Origin of the sequence: Streptomyces camelliae (genome assembly GCF_027625935.1) — a bacterium.
Classification (GTDB): domain Bacteria; phylum Actinomycetota; class Actinomycetes; order Streptomycetales; family Streptomycetaceae; genus Streptomyces; species Streptomyces camelliae.
Genome location: NZ_CP115300.1, coordinates 8,150,589 through 8,172,966 on the forward strand (window position 1 = coordinate 8,150,589; position 22,378 = coordinate 8,172,966).

Below are 22,378 nucleotides of genomic sequence, written 5' to 3' on the forward strand. Positions count from 1 at the left end.
GCGCCGCTCAGGCACGGCCCGTCCTTGGGCGGTGGAGGCCGGATCGGGTGTCCGGCCCGTCACCTCGTGGGGCTCAGGCGGCGCCCACGGCCTCGGTCTCCTCCGGCGCGACCACCGTGTCCTGCTGGCGGTGCTTGCCGGTGTGCTTGCGGCCGGGCAGGACCGCGATGACGATCACGGCTCCGACGGCCATGATGATGCCGCCGATGAGGCTGGTGTGGGCGATGGCGTGGGCGAAGGACTCGTGGACCGCCGCGACCAGGGCCTGGGCCTGCTGGGCTCCGCCCTGGGGGTTCTTCGCGACCTGCTCGGCGACCGCGAGGCCGCCGCCCACCGAGTCCTTGGCGGTGCTCATCGCGGCGGCGGGGAGGTGGCCGCCGACCAGGTCGGTCAGCTTGTGCTTGTAGGACGTGGCGAGGAGCGAGCCGAGGATCGCGATGCCCAGGGAGCAACCGAGCTCCAGCGCGGTGTCGTTCGCACCGCCGCCGACGCCCAGTTCCGACTCGGGGAAGGAACCCATGATGGTGCCGGTGGCCGGGGACAGGCTCAGCCCGATCGCGAGGCCGAGCACCAGCAGGGACGGCAGGAAGTCGGTGTACGTCGAGCCCGCCTCGACCCGGGTGAGCAGGACGACGCCCGCCGTGCCGAGCACCATGCCGACGCCCACCACCGCCTTCACACCGAGCTTCGGCGTCAGCTTCGCGGTCACGGCGGCGCCGACGAAGACGGCGCCGGCCAGCGGCAGCAGTCGTACACCGGTCTCCAGGGCGTCGTAGCCGAGGACGAACTGCAGGAACTGGGTGGAGTAGTAGATCGAGCCGAAGGTACCGAAGAAGAAGAACAGCACCGCGAGCATCGAACCGGAGAAGGGGCGCTCGGTGAACTTGCGCACGTCCAGCATGGGGTTGGAGTGACGCAACTCCCAGGCGACGAAGGCCAGCAGGCCCACGCCGGCGACCACGGCCGCGGTGATCGGGCCGGCGCCCCAGCCGAAGTGCGGGCCCTCGATGGTCGCGTAGACCAGGCAGCCGACCGAGACGATCGACAGCAGACCACCGACGTAGTCGATGCGGCCCATGCCCTCGGCCCTGGACGGCGGCACGAGGAGCAGTGCCCCGATGACGCCGAGGACGGCGATGGGCACGTTCATCAGGAAGGTGGAGCCCCAGGCGTGGTACTGGAGCAGCCATCCGGCGGCCAGCGGGCCTGCGGCGATGGCGAGTCCGGAGGTGGCGGACCACGCGGTGATGGCCTTGGCGCGCTCGGACTTCGGGAAGATCGCGACGAGCAGGGACAAGGTGGCCGGCATGACGACGGCGGCGCCGACGCCCATGATCGCGCGGGCCGTGATGACCAGGTCGGTGTGGTGGACCTGGCTGCCCATCACCGAGCCGCCCGCGAAGATCAGCAGACCCAGGACCAGGGCGCCACGGCGGCTGTACTTGTCGCCGATCGCACCCAGCACCAGCATCAGCGCGGCATACGGGACGGTGTAGCCGTCGATGACCCACTGCAGGTCACTGCTGGACAGGCCCAGGTCCCTCGTCATGTCCGGCGCCGCCACGATCAGCGATGTATTGGCCATGACGACGATCAGCAGGCTGAGGCACAGCACCAGCAGCGCCCACCAGCGCCGGGGGTACGGCCCCGTCATCTTCTCGACGGGGGTGGTGGCAAAGAGCGGCATCGAAAGCTCCTCGGCAGAGGCGAAGCAGAGGCTTCGGAGGTTCGTGGATCGGTGTGAGCGGTGCGGGCACGGCCGGGAGCCTGCGAAGCACCGGGGCACTTAATTGCCCATTGATGTGCAGGCTAGTTTATTGCCCGTCGATGTGCAACTATCGAGGAGCCCCCTCCCGCCGTCGACCGGAGATCCCCACATGACCAGCGCACACGTGGCAGACAGCCCGGGACGCAGCCGCACCCGCATGACCCGGGCCCGGATCCTTGAGGCGGCCAGACAGGAACTCGGCCGTGACCCCGACAGCAGCCTCGGAGACATCGCGGAGGCCGCCGGCGTGGTGCGTCGTACGGTCTACGGCCACTTCAACGGCCGGGCCGCGCTGGTGGAGGGGCTGGTGGAGGATGCCACGCAGGCGCTGAGGCGAGCGCTTGAGGTCCCGCACGCTTCCGAGCCGGACGCTGTCGCGGCTCTGGCGTGCTTCGTCCTCGCCGTGTGGCCTGTCGGTGACCGCTACCGCATGCTGCTCCGCCTCGCTCCCCAGGATCTGGGGGCCGAACGGGTCGCCCAGGTGCTCGCTCCCGCGCGCGAGACGGCGGCGACGATCATCGCCCAGGGGCAGCGGCAGGGGGTCTTCCAGAGCAGCGTCCCGGCCGATCCGCTGAGCCGGGCCCTGGAGGGCCATCTGCTTGGGCTCCTGGAGTGTGTGAACGCAGGGACGTGGACCGATGACGGCACACACACCGCGACCGCCGCCCTGATCGCCATGGGCGTGGACCGCGACATCGCCGTCACCTGCGTCCGACACCTCCGCCGGCCGGACCGCGCCGGTGCCTAGCTGCACATATCGGTTTCAGACACATAGCCCAAGACGTTCCCGAGCACGTCCAGGAAAGGACGCTCATGTACCAGTCGCAGCCCTATGGCGAATTCGACAGTCGGTCCAGCTACGACGACGCCACCGTCTACGCGAGCCCGCCCCCTCCCGGGAGGCGACGCAGGATCATCATCGCCGCGTCCCTGGCCGCGTTGCTGGTGGGCGCCGTCGTGGTCGACCGGACTGCCGCCGCCCATGCGGAGAGCCGTACGGCGGAGGCGTTCCAGGAGGGCATGGGCACATCTGACCAGCCTTCGGTGCACGTCAGCGGCTTTCCCGTGCTGACGCAGCTGGCCCGGGGCAGTCTGCGGCACGTCGAGATCACCGCCCGCGACATACCGGCCCGCGGCACGGCCCGGCCGCTGCCGGTGACGAAGCTGACCGTCGGCCTCAACGGCCTCAAGACGTCGGGGAGCGCCAAGGAGGCCCATGCCCGCAGCGTCGATGCGACCGCCTTCGTGTCCTACGACGACCTGTCGAGTGCCCTCGGCGTGCAGATTTCTCAAGGGGACAAGCCCGGACGGGTCGACGCCACGGCCAGCCTTCCGCTCGCCGGCGACGTGACCGTGAGCGCGGCCGTCTCGGTGGTCGACGGCAACAGCATCGCCTTTTCGGACATCCGCGTGACCCAGGGCGAGTTGATCCCTCCCGCCAAGGCGCTGCTCGACAAGGCCCTGTCGAAGCCCGTCCCGCTTCAGAACATTCCGGAGGGGCTGCACCTGCGATCGGTGACCCCCACGGAAAGCGGCATCGATGCCCGCTTCACCGGAACGTCCGTCACCTTCCGCCCGAGCACGTCGTCCGCCGCGTAGACGTGCCAGGCGGTCAGTCGAGGGTGGGGAGGGGGCGCCGGGCGACCTCGTGGGCGTCGTCCGGCGGGACGCCCAGCATGCGCAGGACCATTTCTGCGAGGTTCACCGCCGCCTCTTCGCCGTCCAGGTCGGGACGGGCGAACCTCAGCTCCACCATGGACAGCAGCGTTCCGCCCAATGCCGACAGCGCGACCGCCGGGTCGACGGCGGTGAAGCGGCCGGAGGCCATGCCGACCTGGAGGTCGCGCAGCGCCCGGACGGCGAGGCCGTTGTCCGAGTGGATATGGCCGAGGCCGCGGCGGCGCACGACCTGCATCAGCTCCGGATGGGACGCGGTCAGCCGCGCGCTCAGCCGGAAACCCGCCGCGACCAGCTCGGCCGGGTCGTCGATCCCCGTGAGGTGCTTGTCGAAGTTCTGGCCGAACTCCTCCAGGGCGTCCACCACGGCCGCCTCGAACAGCTCCGTCTTCGACTCGAAGTGGTTGTAGAAGGAGCCGAATCCGACGTCGGCGCGCTCGGCGATCGCCTGGATGCTGGCGCTGGTGTCACCGGTCTCGGCAAGGATCTGCCGGGCCGCGCGAATGAGCGCCCGCCGGGTCTCGGCGCGGCGCCGCTCGAACCGGTTGCTGGGCGGGGCTGACGTAGACATGCGCCGAGTCTAACGGCAGGGCGATGAAGATCGCAGTCCTGATGAATTCGTCATTTTCTGCCGTGAACAGCTTGACGACAGAACTGTCACAGTTGATGATTTCCTCATTACGGCAATGTTGCTCGGAGGGCACCATGTCTGAAACCCGCAACAAGGGGGCCGTCGTCAAGACGGCCCACCAGGACCTCCACAGCGAGCAGGGCGCCCTGCGTGGCGAACATCCGGGCAGGTCCCGCAATCCGGTGATCAAGGTGGCCGACCTGGCCTGGCTGGAGTTCGAGAAGCCGGACCTCGACCGGGCCGAAGTCTTCGCCCGCGACTTCGGCTTCCAGGTCGCTGCGCGTACCGAGCGCGAGCTGTGGCTGCGTGGCACCTTCGCCGGCTCGCCCTGCATGGTGATCCGGCAGGGCCGCACCTCCCGATTCATCGGCCCGGTGTTCCGGGCTTCCGAGCAGGCAGACCTGGAGCGGCTGGCGCGCGCCACCGGTACCGACGTACGGGACGCGGACGTGCCCGGCGGTGGCAAGACGGTCGGACTGCTGGACCCGTCCGGCTTCCCGGTGCGCGTGGTGCACTGCGGTGAACAGCTGCCGGAGCTCCCCGAGCAGCAGCCGCTGCTCCTCAACTTCGGCACCGACCACCGCCGTACGAATGCCACGCAGCGGCCTCCGCGCGAGCCGTCCCGTATTCAGCGGCTGGGCCATGTGGTGCTGGAGACCCGAGTGTTCGGCCGGGCCCTCGACTGGTACCTGGACACCCTCGGAATGATCGTGTCCGACTTCCTGTTCCTGGACGGACAGCGCGACCGCGGCCCGACCATGGCGTTCATCCGCTGCGACCAGGGCAGCGTGCCGGCGGACCACCACACGCTGGCCATGCACCTGGGGCCGGGAACGGGGTACGTCCACTCCGCCTACCAGGTCACCGACCTGGACGCGATCGCCGTCGGTGGCGAATACCTCAAGGAGCGCGGATACAAGCGCAGTTGGGGGATCGGCCGGCACATCCAGGGCAGCCAGCTCTTCGACTACTGGCGCGACCCCGACCACTTCATGCTGGAGCACTTCGCCGACGGCGACCTGTTCTCCTGCGACGTCGAGCCCGGCTGGGCGCCGATGTCGACGAGCGGCCTCGCCCAGTGGGGACCGCCCGCCACCCGAGACTTCCTGGGCGCCAGTCCCTCTCCGCAGCGTGTCCGCGACGTCGTCCAGGCGCTGCGCGGCGACAACGAGATGGACCCCGCCCGCCTGTTCGGCCTGCTCAAGGCCGCCAACTCCTGAGCCCGACTCCCCTCACAAAGGCACCGATCATGAGCACCAACGTCCTGCGCACCGCCGACGGCTGGTGGGCCGTCCGCGGCGACCGCGCCGTCCCCGTCGACACCAAGGCCGCCACCACCGCCGAACTGATCGCCGACCGCGTCGCCGTACGCGAGGCGACCGTCTCGGACGATGCGGGCACCCCCGTCGCCGACCTGGTCGCCCTCTCACCGGTCACCACCCCGTGCCGAGTGGTCGCCCAGATGGTCAACTACCGCAGCCACGCCCGTGATTCGGGCTTCACCGGCGACATCCCGCCCGCCTTCTTCCGCAAGGCGTCCGGCTCGGTCAGCGGCCCGGCGGAGACCATCGTCCGGCCTGCGCACGTGAAGTTCCTCGACTACGAGATCGAACTCGGCCTGGTCATGGGCGCACCGTTGCCCGTCGGCACCGTCGTCGAGGAACGCGACCTGCCGTCGTACGTCGCCGGTCTCGTGATCACCAACGACGTCAGCGCCCGTGACGTCCAGCTGACCAAGACGCAGTTCTACGAGAGCAAGTCGTACCCCACTTTCACGCCGACCGGTCCCTACCTGACCCTGCTGGAGCCGGAGGAGTTCGCCCATCTTCTCGACCTGCGGCTGAAGCTGTCGGTCAACGGCGAACTGCGCCAGGACCGCACCCTCGCCGACATGATCGTCCGCCCGGCACGGGCAGTCACCCTGCTCGCCCGCTTCCAGAGCCTCGACCCGGGCGACCTGCTGCTGACCGGCACCCCCGGCGGCACCGCGCTCAAGGCCCCACCCAAGGCCGTGGAGAAGATCGGCTCGCTGCTTCCCCCCGCCGCGAAGTGGAAGGCGTTCTTCAAGAGCCAGGCCCGCAACCCGCACTACCTGCGCACGGGTGACGTGATCACGGCGACGATCTCGACCCCGGACGGCCGGATCGACCTCGGTGAGCAGCGCACGCCCGTCACGGACGCCGAGTAGGGACCCGAGGTGAGCCGCACATGACCGTCGAGCCCAACTCGGCACACGTACCCGTCGTGATCATCGGCGCCGGGCCGGTGGGCGTGACCGCCGCCCTCCTGCTCGCCCGGCGCGGCGTCCGCAGCGTCGTGCTGGAACGCCACCGGGACGTCTACCCGCTTCCGCGCGCCGTCGCCACCGACGACGAGGTGTGCAGGATTCTCCAGGCGGCGGGCGTAGGAGAGGAGTTCGCCGCGATCTCCCGTCCCGCCAAGGGGCTGCGGCTGCTGGACGCCCGGCACCGGGTGATGGCCGAGTTCCGCCGCTCCGTGCACGGCCATCACGGCTACCCGCAGACCAGCATGTTCGACCAGCCCGAGCTGGAGCGTGTGCTGCGCGACGCCCTGGGCCGCAGCCCCGAGTGCGAACTGCGGGGCGGAGTGGAGGTCACCGCCGTCGGCCCGTACACCTCGGGTCCCGTGCGCGTGACCTACCGCGATGACAACGGCGAGCACCACCTGTGGGCAGAGGCGGTCCTCGGCTGCGACGGCGCCAACAGCCTCACCCGCGAGGCCATCGGCGCCATGTGGGAGAACCTGCGCTTCGAGGAACGCTGGACGGTCGTCGACGTCCGGACGAACGCCGACGTCCGCTGCTGGGAGGGCGTCGACCAGGTCTGTGACCCGGACCGGCCGGCGACCTTCATGCGTGTCGGCGAGGACCGCTACCGCTGGGAGTTCCGCCTGGGGGAGCGGGACGAGCCGGTCCGTGAGCTGGTCGCCCCGTGGGTGTCGCCCTCGTACGACGGGGACTTCGAGGTCGTCCGCAAGACGCAGTACACCTTCCGGGCGCGGGTTGCCGACCGGTGGCACGGCGGACGGGTCTTCCTCCTCGGTGACGCCGCCCACCTCACCCCGCCCTTCATCGGGCAGGGGCTGTGCTCCGGCCTGCGGGATGCCTACAACCTCACCTGGAAGCTCGCCCGTGTCCTCCAGCAAGGCGCCGAGGAAGGCCTGTTGGACACATACGAGAGAGAGCGCAAGCCACACGCACGGCGCGTGATCCGGCTCGCGGTCGCCATGGGCTGGGCCATGACCGGCGGCCAGGACGGCGCCGCCGCGCTCCGCCGCAATCTCCTGGCCGCCGCGTGCCGCATCCCCGGCCTGGCCGAAGCGGCCGGCCGCGACCTCAGCCCGGCCCTGACCGCAGGGCCGCTGGTGCGGCGCCGTGCGCGCCGGGGTCTCGCGGGCACACATTGCCCGCAACCGTGGGTGAACGCCGACGGGCGGCGCAGCCGTCTCGACGAGGTGATCGGCGACTCCTTCATCATCCTGACGGCCACCGACCCCTCGCCCTCGCTGACCGCGCTCGCCCACGGGCTCGGCGTCCGGGCGGTCCCCGTGACCGGGCTGCGTGACGACGGCACGCTCGCCGCCTGGCTGCACGCCGGCCGGGCGGACGCCGCACTGCTGCGCCCCGACCGCGTCGTCCTGGACATCGTCCCGGCCGGTGGCCGGGACTTCACGGACACCGCCACCTGGGCGCCCCTGCTGCACACCACGCGTGGCCCCCACCCCTCCCCGCGAACCGCCGAGAAAAGCCTGTTGAGGAGCGCCACACGATGACCAGGCCGTATCCGGACCCCTTCACGACGCCCGACCCGCAGGCCGTCGCCGGCAGCCGCATCATGGACTTCGCCCGCCACGCCGGGCAGGACGGCACCGACTACGCCGCCCTTCACCACTGGTCGGTCACCGACCTGGAAGGCTTCTGGGGCGCGGTGTGGGACTACTTCGGCATCGACGCGGACACCCCGTACGCGTGCGTCCTGGCCGAGGAGACCATGCCGGGTGCCCGCTGGTTCCCGGGCGCCACCCTGAACTACGCCCATCACGCTCTGCGTCATGTGCCGGACGACGGTGTGGCGATCATCGCGCTGGACGAGACCGGCTCGGGGTACCAGGTGACGGGGAAGCAGTTGCGCTCCCAGGTCGCCTCGGTGGCCGCGACGCTGCGCGACCTGGGCGTGGGGCCGGGCGATCGGGTGGCGGGCTATCTACCCAACACCCCGCACGCGATCGTCGCGTTCCTGGCCGCCGCGAGCCTGGGCGCTGTGTGGTCGGTGTGCGGACAGGACTATGCGCCCAGGGCTGCCGCCGACCGCTTCGCCCAGCTCGAACCCACCGTGCTGATCGCGGCCGACGGCTATCTCTTCAACGGCACCACCCACGACCGCCGCGAGGCAGCCCTCGAACTGGCCAAGGCCCTCCCGACGCTGAAGGCCACGCTGCTGGTCGATCATGTGGGTCTGCCGTGGCCCGAGGGCTCCTGTCCGTCCCTGGTCATCCCGTGGGAGGACGCTTCCACCCGCACCGAGGAACTCACCTGCGTGCCGGTGCCGTTCGACCACCCCCTGTGGGTCGTGTTCTCCTCCGGCACCACCGGCCTGCCCAAGGGCATCGTCCACGGCCACGGCGGCGTGGTGCTGGAACATCTGAAGACCCTCGGCCTGCACTCCGACCTCGGCCCTGGCGACCGCCTCCTGTGGTACACCACGACCCACTGGATGATGTGGAACCTGGTCGCCTCCACCCTGCTGACGGGGGCCACGACCTGCACGTACGACGGCAGCCCGGCGCCGCACGCCAAGCCCGACGTCCTGTGGGAGCTGGCCGCGCGCCAGCGGGTGACCGTCTTCGGCACCAGCCCGCAGTACCTGCTGGGCATGGCCAAGTTCGGCATCGACCCGTCCTCGCACGACCTGTCGTCCGTCCGCGTGGTCGGCTGCACCGGCTCCGCCCTGCCCGCCTCCGCCTACCCCTGGGTCCGCGATCACGTCGGCGACCACGTTCTGCTCGCGTCCATCAGCGGCGGCACGGACGTGGTGTCCGGCTTCGCCGGCAGCGCGCCCAACACACCCGTGTGGGCGGGTGAGTTGTCCGCGCCTCACCTCGGCGTGGCCCTGAGCGCGTACGACGCCGAGGGCCGCCCGGTCACCGACCAGGTCGGTGAACTGGTCGTCACGCGCCCCATGCCGTCGATGCCGCTGTCCTTCTGGAACGACCCCGACGGCACCCGCTACCGCGACGCCTACTTCTCCACCTACCCCGGCGTCTGGCGCCATGGCGACTGGATCACGGTCACGGGACACGGTTCGGTGATCGTCCACGGCCGCAGCGACAGCACGCTGAACCGCAACGGCGTGCGCCTGGGCAGCGCCGACATCCACGACGTCGTCGAACGCCTCCCCGAGATCGCCGAGGCCCTGGTCATCGGCGCGGAGGAGCCCGACGGCGGTTACTGGATGCCGCTGTTCGTCGTGCCGGCCGCCGGAGTGACCGTGGACGACGCCCTCCGAGAGAAGATCAAGGAGGCCATCCGCACCGGCGCCTCACCCCGCCATGTCCCTGACGAGATCCTCGAAGTGCCCGGAATTCCGCACACCCGGACCGGCAAGAAACTGGAGGTCCCGGTCAAACGCCTGCTGCAGGGCGCGCCGGTCGAGCACGTCGTCAACCCCGCTGCGGTGGACGCTCCCGTCCTCATCGAACACTTCGCCCGCCTGGGGGCCGAACGGCGGGAACGGTCGGCATGACGACCGTGCACGTCATCTTCGCCGTCGCGCCGGCCTCGGTCTTCCTCCCGCTCGGTCTGGCGAAGCTCGCCGCGGTGCCGTTCATGCGCCGGGCGGCGGCGCACCTCGGCATGACGACCGGCCTCTACCGGGTTGTCGGCTCCCTGGAGGCAGCCGGAGCCGTCGGGCTCCTGCTCGGACTGGCAATGGTTCCGCTCGGGTTGGCCGCCGCGGCGGGGCTCGCGCTGCTCATGGCCGCGGCCGTGGTGGTGCACCTGCGCCATGGCGACCCGCCGGTACGGGCCGTGCCCGCCGCTGTCCTGGCCCTGGCAGTGGTGGCATACGCCGGGGCGGCGGTGGCCGCCGGCTGACGGAGCGGGATGTGTACGGCCTGATGAGGAGGTCCGTCGACCGGCCACGGGCTTCCCGTCGGGCGTGACGTCGACAGTGTGGACCTCACGGCCGACGGCCTCATGCGCCGTGCCGCACATGAGCTTGCCCCGCAGGCGGACGAGCTGATCGTGGATGTGGCGCGGCGCCTGCGGAGCGAGGTTCCCGAGCTGTGGGACGACCCGGACCTGGTCCGCATGACCTCCGAGAACATCGCCGAGCACGTCCGTGGCGTCCTGGCCGGCCTGGAACTCGGCATCGAGGCGAGCGGCCTAGAGCCGCCGTCGGTGTCTCGGCCCGCCCGGTCTCTTACCGGTCCGGCTCGTTCCTGGACTCGCCGCTGTGGTGTCCGTGATCAGGCTGCCGCCTCCGCGCGGGCGACCAGGTCCAGGGCGACGTCGGTGATCATGTCCTCCTGGCCGTCGACCATGCCCCGTCGGCCGACCTCGACGAGGATGCTGCGGGTGTCCAGGCCGTAGCGGGTGGCGGCGGTCTCGGCGTGCCGCAGGAAGCTGGAGTAGACGCCCGCGTAGCCGAGGCTGAGCGACTCGCGGTCCATGCGGACCTCACGGTCCTGGAGCGGTCGAACCAGGTCGTCGGCGGCGTCCATGAGAGGGAACAGGTCGCAGCCGTGCTCCCAGCCCATGAGATCGGCGACCGCGATGAACGCTTCGAGGGGGCAGTTGCCGGCGCCCGCGCCCTGTCCGGCGAGCGAGGCGTCGACGCGGGTGACGCCGTTCTCGACGGCGACGACGGTGTTGACGACGCCCAGGGCGAGGTTGTGGTGGGCGTGGATGCCGAGTCCGGTGGCCGGGTTGAGGATGTCGCGGTAGGCGCGGAAGCGATCGCGGACGCCGTCCATGGTGAGGCGGCCGCCGGAGTCGGTGACGTAGACGCAAGTGGCGCCGTAGGACTCCATCAGCTTGGCCTGGCGGGCGAGCTCGGCCGGTTCGGCCATGTGGGACATCATCAGGAACCCGGCGACGTCCATGCCCAACTCCCGTGCGGCGGCGATGTGCTGGGCGGAGATGTCGGCCTCGGTGCAGTGCGTGGCGATGCGCACCGAGCGGATGCCCAGCCGGTGGGCCTGACTGAGGTCGTGCAGAGTGCCGATGCCGGGGAGGAGCAGGGTGGTGGGTACGGCGTGGTCCGTGACGTCGGAGACCGCCTCGATCCACTCCCATTCGGTATGTGCGCCGACGTCGTAATTGACGCTGGAGCCCGACAGGCCGTCGCCGTGGGCGATCTCGATGGCGGCGACCCCGGCGGCGGCCGGCGCGGCGGCTGTGGTGCGGGCCTCGTCGACGGTGTAGCGGTGATGGACGGCGTGCATGCCGTCTCGCAGGGTCACGTCCTGACCTTCTGCTTGAGCCGGTAGCCGGGGACGTACGACTGCACGCGCGCCACCATCTCCTCGGCCGACGTGGTGACGCTCTCGGTGGCGCAGTCGGAGACCAGGCAGTGCACGGTGTCCCGCGTGATCAGCGGTGGTTCGGTCGGATTGAGGATGATGATCGCCTTGCCGCGCCGTGCTCCCCCCACTTCCTCGATGGCGCAGGAGGTGGTCTCGGTGAACTCGTCGATGTTCGCGCGGGTGCCGGGGCCGGCCGAGCGGGAGGCGATGGACGCGACGATCTCGCCCTAGTGGACCGGGGCGACCGCGTTCACGGCGGCGACGATCGGGATGGTTGCCTGGCCGCCGCAGGTGACCATGTTGACGTTCGGGGCATCGAGGTGGGCGTCGCCGTTGACCGGTGGGACGACGTAAGGCCCGAAGGCCGCCGATCTCGACATCCGCGAACTCGTCCAGTTCGACGAGGCCCTCGACGCCCTTGTGGGTCGTGGCGACCTTGAGACGGTGTGCGCGGGCCAGGCCGTCGGAGTCGGGTCGATGCCGACCAACGCGGTGATCTCCAGGCTCTCCGACAGTTGCAGAACCTTGATCATCAGGTCGGTCCCGATGTTGCCCGAACCGATGACGGCGACCTTGGTGCTCACTGCTGGTCTCCTTCCGCGGTGAAACGGACCCGCACGGAACCCAGGCGCGAGATGTGCGACTCGAACACGTCGCCTGGGCCGGTGGGGGCCATCGGGCCCAGCGCGCTGGTCAGTACGAGGTCACCCGCGCGCAGCGGACCGCCGTGCTCCGCGAGCGTGGAAGCCAGCCAGACAGCCGCGTTGAGGCCCGGTGCCGGCTGCCTCCGCCAGCAGGTCGGCGGCCTTGAGCACAGCCGGTGGGGCGGCGTCCGTACAGGTGCCGTCGGGTGCGGCCGACAACGGTTACCTCCGGGAAGGTATAAGCAGGGGGTGGACACCGATATAGACAGGGTCGCTCCGAAAGGACAAAATCTGTTCCGTGACACGGAACGGCACCGGCGGCAGCATGCTGGAAAAGGCCACGCTCATCCTGGAGAGCTTCAGTCCGAGTGGCGGATCGTACCGTTTGGCGGAACTTTCGGAGCGCACCGAGCTGCCCAAGCCCACAGTGCACCGGCTGGCGGCCGACCTGGTCCGGCTGGGCTGGCTGGAGCGGTCGGGGCCCCGGTATCGGCTCGGCGCGAAGCTCTTCGAGCTGGGCTCACTCGTGCCGCATCGCCTCGACCTGCGGGAGACCGCGCTGCCCTTCCTCCAGGACCTGTTCGAGGCCACCCGCGAGACCGTCCATCTCGGCGTTCGCGAGGGCATGGAGGTGGTCTACCTCGAACGCATCCACGGCCATGAGGCTCTCCAGCTCCCGTCGCGCATCGGCGGCAGCCTCCCGCTGAGCTGCACCGCGGTGGGCAAGGCTCTGCTCGCCTTCTCCGGCGCCGAGCTGATGGAAGAGGCGCTGTCCCGGTCGCTGCCCGCACTCACCACGCACTCGATCACCGACCCGGACCGCCTGCGCATGGCCCTGGAGAAGATCCAGGTCTCCGGCCTCGCCTACGAGGAACAGGAGGCCGCCCTCGGCGTGAGCTGCATCGCGGCTCCCGTCTTCGCCGGGGGTGCCACGGTGGCCGCCCTCTCCGTAGCCGTACCCCGGTCCCGCTTCAGCCCTGCCCGACTCGCCCCGGCCGTACGGACAGCGGCGTTGGGGCTGTCCCGAGCACTGCGGGGCAGCGGCTGACAGACACACCCGGCGAAAGCCGGGGTCGTTGCCGAGAGCTGACGAAACTGATGTCCGCAATTGATGTCACCGAGCCATCGAGCTCTCTGACCTGCGAGGATAGAGTCGCACATGATCATCTCCGTCTCCTCCGACATGGACGAACCCGTGGCCCGGCTCCTCCTCGCCGAGCTGGAGAAGCGCGGCCACGAGGTGCGGGCGCACGGCGCGCTGCGGCCCGGAGCCGACCCCCAGTGGGCCGTGTGCTCCGAGGCGGCCGCCCGGGACGTGGCAGACGGCGTCGCCGACCAGGCGGTGGTGTGCTGCTGGACCGGTACGGGCGCGTCCATCGCGGCCAACAAGGTGCCCGGCGTCCGCGCGGCCCTGTGTACGGACGCCGGGACGGCGGACGGCGCCCGCCGCTGGAACGACGCCAACGTCCTCGCGCTCAGCCTGCGCCTGACCTCGGGACCGCTGCTGACGGAGATCCTCGACGCCTGGTTCGCCGCCGAGCCCAGCGAGGACCCCGAGGACCGGCGGAACGTGGCCCGCGTCGGCCGCCTGGACGCCGCCCGGAAGGACTCCTAGGGGCGTACGGCGGTCCGGCGCGGGCCGGGGCTGTCAGGGGCGGGGCTGAACCGGCTCGGGGATCAGTGGGCGCCGAGGCCGCCGCCACCGAACGAGCCGCTGGACCCCCTGCTCCAGCGCGGCCGCTCCTTCGACGCGCTCGGCCTGGTGTCCTGGTTGCTCAGCTGGTACGGGGTGAGCGGGCGGCCGCCCTCGGGGGGCACGGGAACCTCCTGGGATTCCCTGTTCTCCCGCACTTCGTGCACCGGCCCCTCCGGCGGCAGCTTGGGCTGCTCCTCGGGGCGCGGCCGGGGGGATTCGCGGTACTTGACGCGGGAGGTCAGCCAGAAGCCGCCGGCGAGAATCCCGAGCACAGCCATGGCTACGACGAACAGGACGAGGCTCATGAGGCCGCTCGCTGCGGCCAGCTGCGTCGATGCGGTACTCATAGGACAGGCATACCCCCCTCAAACCCGGGCGAACCAGACACAATGCGTGACCAATTCTTCCCGGGCATGTCATTCCCAATTTCTGGAACACGTTCTACGGTGTGCGCCGTCAGGACCGCCCTTGGGGAGCCTGGAGGCGCCGTGCACCTCGACCACACGCCCGAGCAGCAGCGACTGCGCGCCGAGCTGCGCGCCTACTTCGCCGAACTGGTCCCGGATCATGCCTACGCCCGCTACGGCGACACGGCCGCGCAGAAGCGGTTCTACCGCGCGACCGTCCGCCGGCTCGGGACCGACGGCTGGCTCGGCGTCGGATGGCCCGAGGAGTACGGCGGACGCGGCATGACGGCGATGGAGCAGTTCATCTTCTTCGACGAGGCCGCGCAGGCCGGCGTACCGCTGCCGCTGATGGCGCTGAACACCGTCGGCCCCACGCTGATGCGGTACGGCACCGAGGAGCAGAAGGCGTACTTCCTGCCACGCATCCTCTCCGGCGAGATCGACTTCGCGATCGGCTACAGCGAGCCCGGCGCCGGCACCGACCTCGCCTCCCTGCGGACCAGGGCCGTACGCGACGGCGAGGAGTACGTCGTCAACGGGCAGAAGATCTGGACGACGAACGGCGACACCGCGGACTGGGTCTGGCTGGCCACCCGCACCGACCCCGGCGCCCCGCCGCACAAGGGCATCACCATGCTGCTGGTGCCGACCTCCGACCCCGGTTACTCGTGCACCGTCATCAACACCCTCGCCTCCCACGACACCACCGCGAGCTACTACGAGAACATCCGCGTCCCCGTCTCCCGCCGCGTCGGCGAGGAGAACCAGGGCTGGCGGCTGATCACCAACCAGCTCAACCACGAACGGGTCACCCTCGCCGCCCACGGCACCATGGCCATCCGCGCCCTGTACGACGTCCAGCGCTGGACGATGGAGACCAAGCTCGCCGACGGCCGCCGGGTCGCCGACCTGCCCTGGGTGCGCCGGCTGCTGGCCCGCACCCACACCCGCCTCGACGCGCTGAAACTCATGAACTGGCAGATGGTCACGGCCGTCCAGGAGGGCACCCTCACCCCGCAGGACGCCTCCGCCGTCAAGGTCTACGGCTCCGAGGCCCGCCGGGACGCCTACGCCTGGCTCATGGAGATCGTCGCCGCGGCCGGCCCGCTGAAGGAAGGCTCGGCGGGCGCGGTCCTCCACGGCGAACTGGAGCGCGGCTACCGCTCGGCGGTCATCTTCACCTTCGGCGGCGGCAACAACGAGATCCAGCGCGAGATCATCTCCTGGATCGGCCTGGGGATGCCGAGGGTGCGGCGCTAGCCTGCGGGCATGAGCGATCCCGGGCTCTTCACGCCGAACTCCGTGACCTGGCAGATGCACGGCGACCCCATGATGTGGGTCGCCGGTGTCCGCGCGCTGTACCTGCAGGCGCTGCACCCGCGCGCGGTGCGCGGGGTGATCCAGAACTCGGACTTCCGGCGGGACGCCTGGGGCCGGCTGATGCGCACCGCGAACTTCGTCGGCACGACGACCTACGGCACCACCGAGGCCGCCGAGCGGGCCGGCGTCCGCGTCCGGAAGATCCACAGCATGCTGACGGCGACCGACCCGGACACCGGCGAACGCTACGGCGTGGGCGAGCCGGAACTGCTGCTCTGGGTGCACTGCGCGGAGATCGACTCCTATCTGCACGTGCTGCGCCGCTCCGGCTTCCCGCTCACCGACGCCCAGGCCGACCGCTACATAGCCGAACACCGGGTCAGTGCACGCCTGGTGGGCCTCGACCCGGCGACAGTACCGGCGAGCCGCGCCGAACTCGCCGCGTACTTCGAGAAGGTGCGCCCGGAACTGGCCGCGGGAACCGAGGCACGCGTGGTGGACGACTTCCTGCTCCGCCCGCCGACGCATCCCCTCCTCGTACCGGCGCGCGAGCTGCTGTGGCGGCGCGTGGCGGTGTTGGCATACGCCGCCCTGCCGTCGTACGCCCATGAGCTGTACGGCAGACCGGCCCCCGCACCCGCCGTCGTCACCCGTCGGCTGCGGGCCACGGGCAGGCTCCTGCGTGCTGTTCCCGCAACGGTGCGCTGGCAACTGCCGCCCAAACACATCCTGCGCGCGATGGCGAGGCTCGGACCGGGCGCGCGTCCGGCACCGTACAAACTCGGACGATAGGCCGTCATACTGGACGAGCAGGGGGTGTGGCGCGGATCGGGCCGGCGCGGTGTGTCCGGTCGCGGTCCCGGGCGCCTCCCGGGGCGGGGCGGACGGCGACGGGGGCGGCGGATCGCTATGGGGGAGAACAGGCTGGTTCAGGGCCGGTACCGGCTGCTCGAACTGCTCGGGCGGGGCGGGATGGGTGAGGTGTGGCGGGCCCGGGACGAGTCCCTGGGCCGGCAGGTCGCGGTGAAGTGCCTCAAGCCGCTCGGCCCGTACCACGATCCCGCCCTCGCCCGCGTCCTGCGGGAGCGGTTCCGCCGCGAGGCCCGGGTCGCCGCGTCGCTCTCGCACCCCGGGGTGACCGTCGTCCACGACTTCGGCGAGTGCGACGGCATGCCGTACCTGGTGATGGAACTGCTCGACGGCCGCGATCTGAGCCGGCTGCTGGAGGAGAACAAGGGCCACCCGCTGCCCGTCGACGACGTCACGGACATCGCCGCCCAGGTCGCCGCCGCCCTGGCCTACACCCATCGACACGGCATAGTCCACCGGGACTTGAAACCGGCCAACATCGTGCGGCTGACCGACGGCACTGTGAAGATCTGCGACTTCGGCATCGCCCGCCTCGGCCACGGCATCGGCTTCACCGCCCGGCTGACCGGCACCGGCGTCGCCCTCGGCACCCCGCACTACATGTCCCCGGAACAGATCGGCGGCGGCGAGGTGGACCAGCGCAGTGACCTGTACTCGCTGGGCTGTGTGCTCTACGAAATCGCCACCGGGGCACCGCCGTTCGACCTGGAGGACGCCTGGGCCGTCCTCATCGGCCACCGCGACACCCCGCCCCGCCCCCTGCGCGAGCTGCGCCCGGAACTGCCCGGCCACCTCCAGGAGATCATCCTCGCTCTGCTGGCCAAACGGCCGGAGGAACGGCCGTACGACGGCGGTGAGTTGCTGCGCAGAATCCGGTCCGGGCACATGACGAGCAAGCCGGTCAAGGCCGTTGAGTCAGCTGTCGGGGAGGAGGGGGGCCGACTGCCGTCCTGGACTCATCGCATGACCACCGGGCACAAGGCGCTCGGCGCCGGACCGGGCGCTCTGCCGCCGGACCCCGGGGCGGTGCTGTCGGGCTGCTGGGTCGTGACGCCGGAGGCGGTCGCGCCCCGAAGGAGCGCGGGGTCCCATCTGACCTGGGGCCATCGCCGCGGAGGCGCGACCGGCCGCAACGGACCGGCGGGCGACCGGCACCCCGTTCCGGCCCTCCCCGCGGAGCGCCTCGGTCCCGACCACCCCGAGAGCCTGGCCGGCCGGTACGAGGCCGCCTTCACCCTCCTGCGCGCCGGCCGGGTCGCCGAGGCGCTCGACGCCTACACGGACGTCGCCGAGGCCAGCGCGCGGGTGCTCGGCGCCGACCACCCCGACACGCTTGCCGCCCGTCAGGAGACCGCCTACGTGCTCGGCCGGCTGGGCCGCCACTTCGAGGCCCACCAGGTGTACAGCACGGTGCTCGCCGCCCGGGTGCGGGCCATGGGCCCCGACCACCCGGACACCCTGCGCTGCCGGCACAACCTCGCCTGCACCCTCGGCCGGCTCGGGCGGCCGGCCGACGCGCTGCGCGCCGCCCTCGACGTGGCCGGGGCGAGGGCGCGGGTGCTCGGCGCCGACCATCCCGACACCCTGGTCTCCCGCTGTGAAGTCGCCTACGCGCAGGGGCAGTCGGGCCACTGGGAGGAGGCCCTGCGGCTCTACCGCGAGGTCGCCGAAGTCCGGGCCCGCGTCCTCGGCCAGGATCACCCCGACACCCTGGCCGCCCGCTACGAGACCGCCCTCAGCCTCGGCCGGCTCGGCCGCAGCGCGGACGCCCTGCGCCTGTACCGCGACCTGATCGAGGACCGCACCCGTGTCCTCGGCCCCGGCCACTGCGACACCCTGCGCGCCCGGCACGGCCTCGGGGTCAACCTCGGCCGGCTCGGCCGCTGGGAGGAGGCCCTGGCCGAGGCCCGCGACGTGTGCCTGCTGCGCGAGCAGGTCCTCGGCCCCGCCCACCCCGACACGCTCGTCAGTCACCGTGAGATCGCCGTGGCCCTGGGCTGGCTCGGCCGGTGGGAGGACGCCCTCACCGAGTACCGCCGGGTCGCCGCCACCCGCGAGCGGACCCTCGGCCCGGACCATCCCGACACCCTCGCGAGCCGCAACGACGAAGCCCACTGCCTGGAGCGGCTCGGCCGGGGCACCGAGGCCGGCGAGCTGTACCGCAGGGTCGCAGTGGTCCGCCACCGGCTCGCGCCCGGCAGCGCCTGACCACGGCGGGGCGCGTACCGGTGGGGCGGGACTGGTCAGGGTCGGGGGTCTGCCGGTGGCGTGGGGCGTCTGGCCACGCCGATGGGCAGGGGCCTGATCACGGTCGGTGGTCCGTCAGCGGTGGGGGCGCCTGACCGCGCCCGGGAGCCTGCCGGTGGGGCGGGGGCTGATCATGGTCGGGGTCTGTCAGCGGTGTGGGGTGTCTGAGCACGGCTGGTGTCTGCCGGTGGCGTGCGGCGTCTGGCCACGCCGATGGGCAGGGGCCTGATCGCGGCCGGTGGTCCGTCAGCGGTGGGGGCGCCTGACCGCGCCCGGAAACCTGCCGGTGGGGCGGGGGCTGATCATGGTCGGGGTCTGTCAGCGGTGTGGGGCGTCTGAGCACGGCTGGTGTCTGCCGGTGGCCTGCGGCGTCTGGCCACGCCGACGGGCAGGGGCCTGATCGCGGCCGGTGGTCCGTCAGCGGTGGGGGCGCCTGACCGCGCCCGGGAGCCTGCCGGTGGGGCGGGGCTGATAGAGGTCGGGAGCGCGTGCCGGTGACGCGGGGCCTGATCGCGGCCGGTGTCTGGCGGTGGCGGGGCGCCCGACCGTGGCCGGCGCCTGCGCCTGACCACCCCGAGGCCCGCCGGTGCCGCCGGGCCTGGACACGCCCGAGGCCCGCCTGGGGCTCCGCGCCTGACCACCCCGAGGCCCGCCGGTGCCGCCGGGCCTGGACACGCCCGAGGCCCGCCTGGGGCCCCGCGCCCGGATACTCCCGAGTCCCGCCTGGGGCGCGCCGGGTCCGGACACGTCAGGGGCGCACCTCTGGCCGCCGTGGATCAACACGTGTTACGAAGAACCATGGCTGCCCCTCACGCAACCCGCACGTACGACGCCGTCATCGTCGGCGGTGGACACAACGGCCTGGTCGCCGCCGCCTACCTGGCCCGGGCCGGCCGCTCTGTCCTGGTGCTGGAACGGCTCGACCACACCGGCGGAGCCGCCGTCTCCACCCGCGCCTTCGCCGGCGTCGACGCCCGGCTGTCGCGCTACTCCTACCTGGTCAGCCTGCTGCCGCGGAAGATCGTGCGCGATCTCGGCCTCGACTTCCGGGTCCGCGCCCGCACCATCTCCTCGTACACCCCCGCCGAACGCGACGGCCGGCCCACCGGACTCCTCGTCGGCGGCGGCGAGCAGCGCACCCGGGAGGCCTTCGCCCGGCTGACCGGCGGCGCACGCGAGTACGCGGCCTGGGAGCGCTTCTACGGCATGACCGCCCGCGTCGCCGAACGGGTCTTCCCGACCCTCACCGAGCCCCTGCCCACCCGCGAGGAACTGCGCCGCCGCATCGACGACGAGACCGCCTGGCGCACCCTGTTCGAGGAGCCGATCGGCGTCGCCGTCGAGCGGGACTTCGCCGACGACCTGGTGCGGGGCGTGGTCCTCACCGACGCCCTCATCGGCACCTTCGCCGACGCTCACGACCCCTCCCTCGTCCAGAACCGCTGCTTCCTCTACCACGTCATCGGCGGCGGCACCGGCGCCTGGGACGTACCCGTCGGCGGCATGGGCGCCCTCACCGACGCGCTGGCCGCCGCAGCCCGTTCGGCGGGCGCGGTCCTCCGCACCGGTCACGAGGCGGTCCGGATCGCCACCGACGGCGACCGTGCCGAGGTCACCTACCGCACGGCCGACGGTGAGGGCGTCGCCGCCGCCCGGCACGTCCTGGTGAACGCATCCCCGCACGAACTGGCCGCACTCACCGGGGACTTGGCGCCCGAGCCGGCCGAGGGCGCCCAGCTCAAGGTCAACATGCTGCTCACCCGGCTGCCCAGGCTGCGCGACCCGGACGTCGACCCGCGCGAGGCCTTCGCCGGCACCTTCCACATCGCCGAGGGCTACCGGCAGCTCGCCACCGCCCACGCCCAGGCCGCCGCCGGCGAACTCCCCGCCGTGCCGCCCGCGGAGATCTACTGCCACTCCCTGACCGACCCTTCGATCCTCGGCCCGGAACTCGCCGAGCGCGGCTACCAGACGCTCACCCTGTTCGGCCTGCACACCCCTGCCCGGCTCTTCGACCGGGACAACGACGTCGTGCGCGAGGAACTGCTGAAGTCCACGCTCGCCCAGCTCGACGCCCACCTCGCCGAGCCGCTCGCCGACTGTCTGGCCACGGACGCCGACGGCCGTCCCTGCATCGAGGCGAAGACCCCGCTCGACCTCGAACGCGACCTCAGGCTGCCCGGCGGCAACATCTTCCACCGCGCCCTGTCCTGGCCCTACGCCCAGGAGGGCACGGGCCGTTGGGGAGTGGAGACGGGCCACGCCAACGTCCTGCTGTGCGGGGCGGGCGCGGTGCGCGGGGGAGGGGTGAGCGGGGTGCCGGGGCACAACGCGGCGATGGCGGTGCTTCAGGCCACCGCGTGACACCGCTACCGCTCACAGACCACCGGTCCCCAAAGAACTGACGATACGTCAGAAAAACTCTTCCGTCGTCCGGCCGGCTGCGGCATCCTGCGCCCATGCAGACGGAGCTGAGCAAGAGACTGGGAGTCGAGCACGCCGTCTTCGGCTTCACGCCGTTCCCTGCCGTCGCCGCGGCCATCAGCCGGGCCGGCGGCTTCGGCGTGCTCGGCGCGGTCCGCTACACCGCCCCCGACGACCTCAAACGCGACCTCGACTGGATCGAGGCGCACGTGGGCGACCGGCCGTACGGGCTGGACGTGGTCATGCCCGCGAAGAAGGTCGAGGGCGTGACCGAGGCGGACGTCGAGGCGATGATCCCCGAGGGGCACCGGCAGTTCGTACGGGACACCCTCGCCCGGCACGGGGTGCCGGAACTGGCCGAGGGCGAAGCGTCCGGGTGGCGCATCACCGGGTGGATGGAGCAGGTCGCCCGCACCCAGCTCGACGTCGCCTTCGACTATCCGATCAAGCTGCTCGCCAACGCCCTCGGCTCGCCGCCCGCCGACGTCGTCGCCCGCGCCCACGAACGGGACGTCCTGGTCGCCGCGCTCGCCGGCAGCGCCCGGCACGCCCGCAAACACCAGGAGGCGGGCATCGACATCGTCGTCGCCCAGGGCTACGAGGCAGGCGGCCACACCGGGGAGATCGCCACGATGGTGCTCACCCCCGAGATCGTGGACGCCGTCGACCCGCTGCCCGTCCTCGCCGCCGGCGGCATCGGCAGCGGACAGCAGGTGGCCGCCGCGCTCACCCTCGGCGCCCAGGGTGTGTGGCTGGGCTCCATATGGCTGACCACCACAGAAGCCGATCTGCACTCGCCCGCCCTGACCCGCAAGCTGCTCGCCGCCGGGTCCGGGGACACCGTCCGCTCCCGCGCCCTGACGGGCAAGCCCGCACGGCAGCTCCGCACCGAGTGGACCGACGCCTGGGACGATCCGGCCGGACCCGGCACCCTGCCCATGCCGCTGCAGGGACTGCTGGTGGCCGAGGCGGTCTCCCGGATCCAGAAGTACGAGGTCGAACCGCTGCTCGGCACCCCCGTCGGGCAGATCGTCGGCCGGATGAGCAGCGAGCGCAGCGTCCAGGCCGTCGTCGACGACCTCACCCGCGGCTTCGAGCGGGCCGTGGACCGCATCAACCGCATCGCCGGGAGGAGCGGCCAGTCGTGAA

General features: G+C 71.7%; 18 protein-coding genes and 1 pseudogene. 14 read left to right on the forward strand and 5 right to left on the reverse strand.

Annotated features, from left to right (window positions below):
• Positions 1–73 precede the first annotated feature (73 nt).
• Entirely contained in the window at positions 74–1,687 is a 1,614-nt protein-coding gene (locus O1G22_RS37415) for an MFS transporter (protein ID WP_270085363.1), read from the reverse strand.
• A 190-nt stretch (positions 1,688–1,877) separates the two neighbouring features.
• On the opposite strand from O1G22_RS37415, the gene O1G22_RS37420 reads away from it, so the two are divergent.
• Both O1G22_RS37420 and O1G22_RS37425 read left to right on the forward strand, forming a co-directional pair.
• Entirely contained in the window at positions 1,878–2,516 is a 639-nt protein-coding gene (locus O1G22_RS37420; RefSeq protein WP_270085364.1) for a TetR/AcrR family transcriptional regulator, read from the forward strand.
• Between the two features lie 65 nt (positions 2,517–2,581).
• A complete protein-coding gene (locus O1G22_RS37425; RefSeq protein WP_270085365.1) occupies positions 2,582–3,367 on the forward strand; it encodes an LmeA family phospholipid-binding protein in 786 nt (261 codons plus the stop codon).
• 13 nt (positions 3,368–3,380) lie between these two features.
• Here the strand turns inward: O1G22_RS37425 and O1G22_RS37430 are convergent, their stop codons facing one another.
• Positions 3,381–4,016: a TetR/AcrR family transcriptional regulator gene (locus O1G22_RS37430; RefSeq protein WP_270085366.1), complete on the reverse strand. Its 636-nt coding sequence runs from the start codon at positions 4,014–4,016 to the stop codon at positions 3,381–3,383.
• Positions 4,017–4,150: 134 nt separating this feature from the next.
• Here O1G22_RS37430 and O1G22_RS37435 point away from each other — a divergent pair, with 134 nt between their 5' ends.
• From O1G22_RS37435 to O1G22_RS37455, 5 genes are read left to right on the forward strand one after another with little or no spacing between them, the layout of a single operon-like run.
• Positions 4,151–5,296 (forward strand): VOC family protein, encoded by a 1,146-nt coding sequence (locus O1G22_RS37435; RefSeq protein ID WP_270085367.1) that lies wholly within the window; start codon positions 4,151–4,153, stop codon positions 5,294–5,296.
• 29 nt (positions 5,297–5,325) lie between these two features.
• On the forward strand, positions 5,326–6,264 hold the full coding sequence (locus O1G22_RS37440) for a fumarylacetoacetate hydrolase family protein (RefSeq protein ID WP_270085368.1): 939 nt from the start codon (positions 5,326–5,328) through the stop codon (positions 6,262–6,264).
• A 20-nt stretch (positions 6,265–6,284) separates the two neighbouring features.
• Positions 6,285–7,868 carry a bifunctional 3-(3-hydroxy-phenyl)propionate/3-hydroxycinnamic acid hydroxylase MhpA gene (gene mhpA / locus O1G22_RS37445; RefSeq protein ID WP_270085369.1) on the forward strand — a complete coding sequence of 528 codons (1,584 nt, stop codon included), beginning with the start codon at positions 6,285–6,287 and terminating at the stop codon, positions 7,866–7,868.
• Positions 7,865–9,838 carry an acetoacetate--CoA ligase gene (locus tag O1G22_RS37450; RefSeq protein WP_270085370.1) on the forward strand — a complete coding sequence of 658 codons (1,974 nt, stop codon included), beginning with the start codon at positions 7,865–7,867 and terminating at the stop codon, positions 9,836–9,838. Before mhpA ends, O1G22_RS37450 begins: the two co-directional genes overlap by 4 nt.
• Entirely contained in the window at positions 9,835–10,188 is a 354-nt protein-coding gene (locus O1G22_RS37455; RefSeq protein ID WP_270085371.1) for a DoxX family protein, read from the forward strand. The genes O1G22_RS37450 and O1G22_RS37455 overlap by 4 nt, the downstream gene beginning before the upstream one ends.
• Positions 10,189–10,562: 374 nt before the next feature.
• Here the strand turns inward: O1G22_RS37455 and dmpG are convergent, their stop codons facing one another.
• Together dmpG and O1G22_RS37465 are read right to left on the reverse strand one after the other, a co-directional pair.
• On the reverse strand, positions 10,563–11,540 hold the full coding sequence (gene dmpG, locus O1G22_RS37460; RefSeq protein WP_270086641.1) for a 4-hydroxy-2-oxovalerate aldolase: 978 nt from the start codon (positions 11,538–11,540) through the stop codon (positions 10,563–10,565).
• A gap of 20 nt (positions 11,541–11,560) precedes the next feature.
• Positions 11,561–12,205: pseudogene (locus O1G22_RS37465) on the reverse strand (acetylating acetaldehyde dehydrogenase); the annotation flags it as partial.
• 385 nt (positions 12,206–12,590) lie between these two features.
• On the opposite strand from O1G22_RS37465, the gene O1G22_RS37475 reads away from it, so the two are divergent.
• Both O1G22_RS37475 and O1G22_RS37480 read left to right on the forward strand, forming a co-directional pair.
• The gene (locus tag O1G22_RS37475; RefSeq protein ID WP_270086642.1) at positions 12,591–13,313 is read left to right on the forward strand and encodes an IclR family transcriptional regulator; all 723 of its coding nucleotides are present in this window, start codon (positions 12,591–12,593) and stop codon (positions 13,311–13,313) included.
• 111 nt (positions 13,314–13,424) lie between these two features.
• Positions 13,425–13,880 carry an RpiB/LacA/LacB family sugar-phosphate isomerase gene (locus O1G22_RS37480; protein ID WP_270085372.1) on the forward strand — a complete coding sequence of 152 codons (456 nt, stop codon included), beginning with the start codon at positions 13,425–13,427 and terminating at the stop codon, positions 13,878–13,880.
• Positions 13,881–13,942: 62 nt separating this feature from the next.
• On the opposite strand, the gene O1G22_RS37485 is transcribed toward O1G22_RS37480, so the two are convergent.
• Positions 13,943–14,308 (reverse strand): DUF6479 family protein, encoded by a 366-nt coding sequence (locus tag O1G22_RS37485; protein WP_270085373.1) that lies wholly within the window; start codon positions 14,306–14,308, stop codon positions 13,943–13,945.
• Positions 14,309–14,449: 141 nt separating this feature from the next.
• Here O1G22_RS37485 and O1G22_RS37490 point away from each other — a divergent pair, with 141 nt between their 5' ends.
• The 5 genes from O1G22_RS37490 to O1G22_RS37510 all read left to right on the forward strand — a co-directional run bounded on the left by O1G22_RS37490 (position 14,450) and on the right by O1G22_RS37510 (position 22,377).
• Positions 14,450–15,628, forward strand: coding sequence for an acyl-CoA dehydrogenase family protein (locus O1G22_RS37490; protein WP_270085374.1), 1,179 nt, complete (start codon positions 14,450–14,452; stop codon positions 15,626–15,628).
• 9 nt (positions 15,629–15,637) lie between these two features.
• The gene (locus O1G22_RS37495) at positions 15,638–16,480 is read left to right on the forward strand and encodes an oxygenase MpaB family protein (protein WP_270085375.1); all 843 of its coding nucleotides are present in this window, start codon (positions 15,638–15,640) and stop codon (positions 16,478–16,480) included.
• Between the two features lie 117 nt (positions 16,481–16,597).
• Positions 16,598–18,766: a serine/threonine-protein kinase gene (locus O1G22_RS37500; protein WP_270085376.1), complete on the forward strand. Its 2,169-nt coding sequence runs from the start codon at positions 16,598–16,600 to the stop codon at positions 18,764–18,766.
• An 837-nt stretch (positions 18,767–19,603) separates the two neighbouring features.
• A complete protein-coding gene (locus O1G22_RS37505; RefSeq protein WP_270085377.1) occupies positions 19,604–21,169 on the forward strand; it encodes a phytoene desaturase family protein in 1,566 nt (521 codons plus the stop codon).
• Between the two features lie 95 nt (positions 21,170–21,264).
• Positions 21,265–22,377: an NAD(P)H-dependent flavin oxidoreductase gene (locus tag O1G22_RS37510; protein WP_270085378.1), complete on the forward strand. Its 1,113-nt coding sequence runs from the start codon at positions 21,265–21,267 to the stop codon at positions 22,375–22,377.
• The last annotated feature ends 1 nt before the right edge of the window (position 22,378 follow it).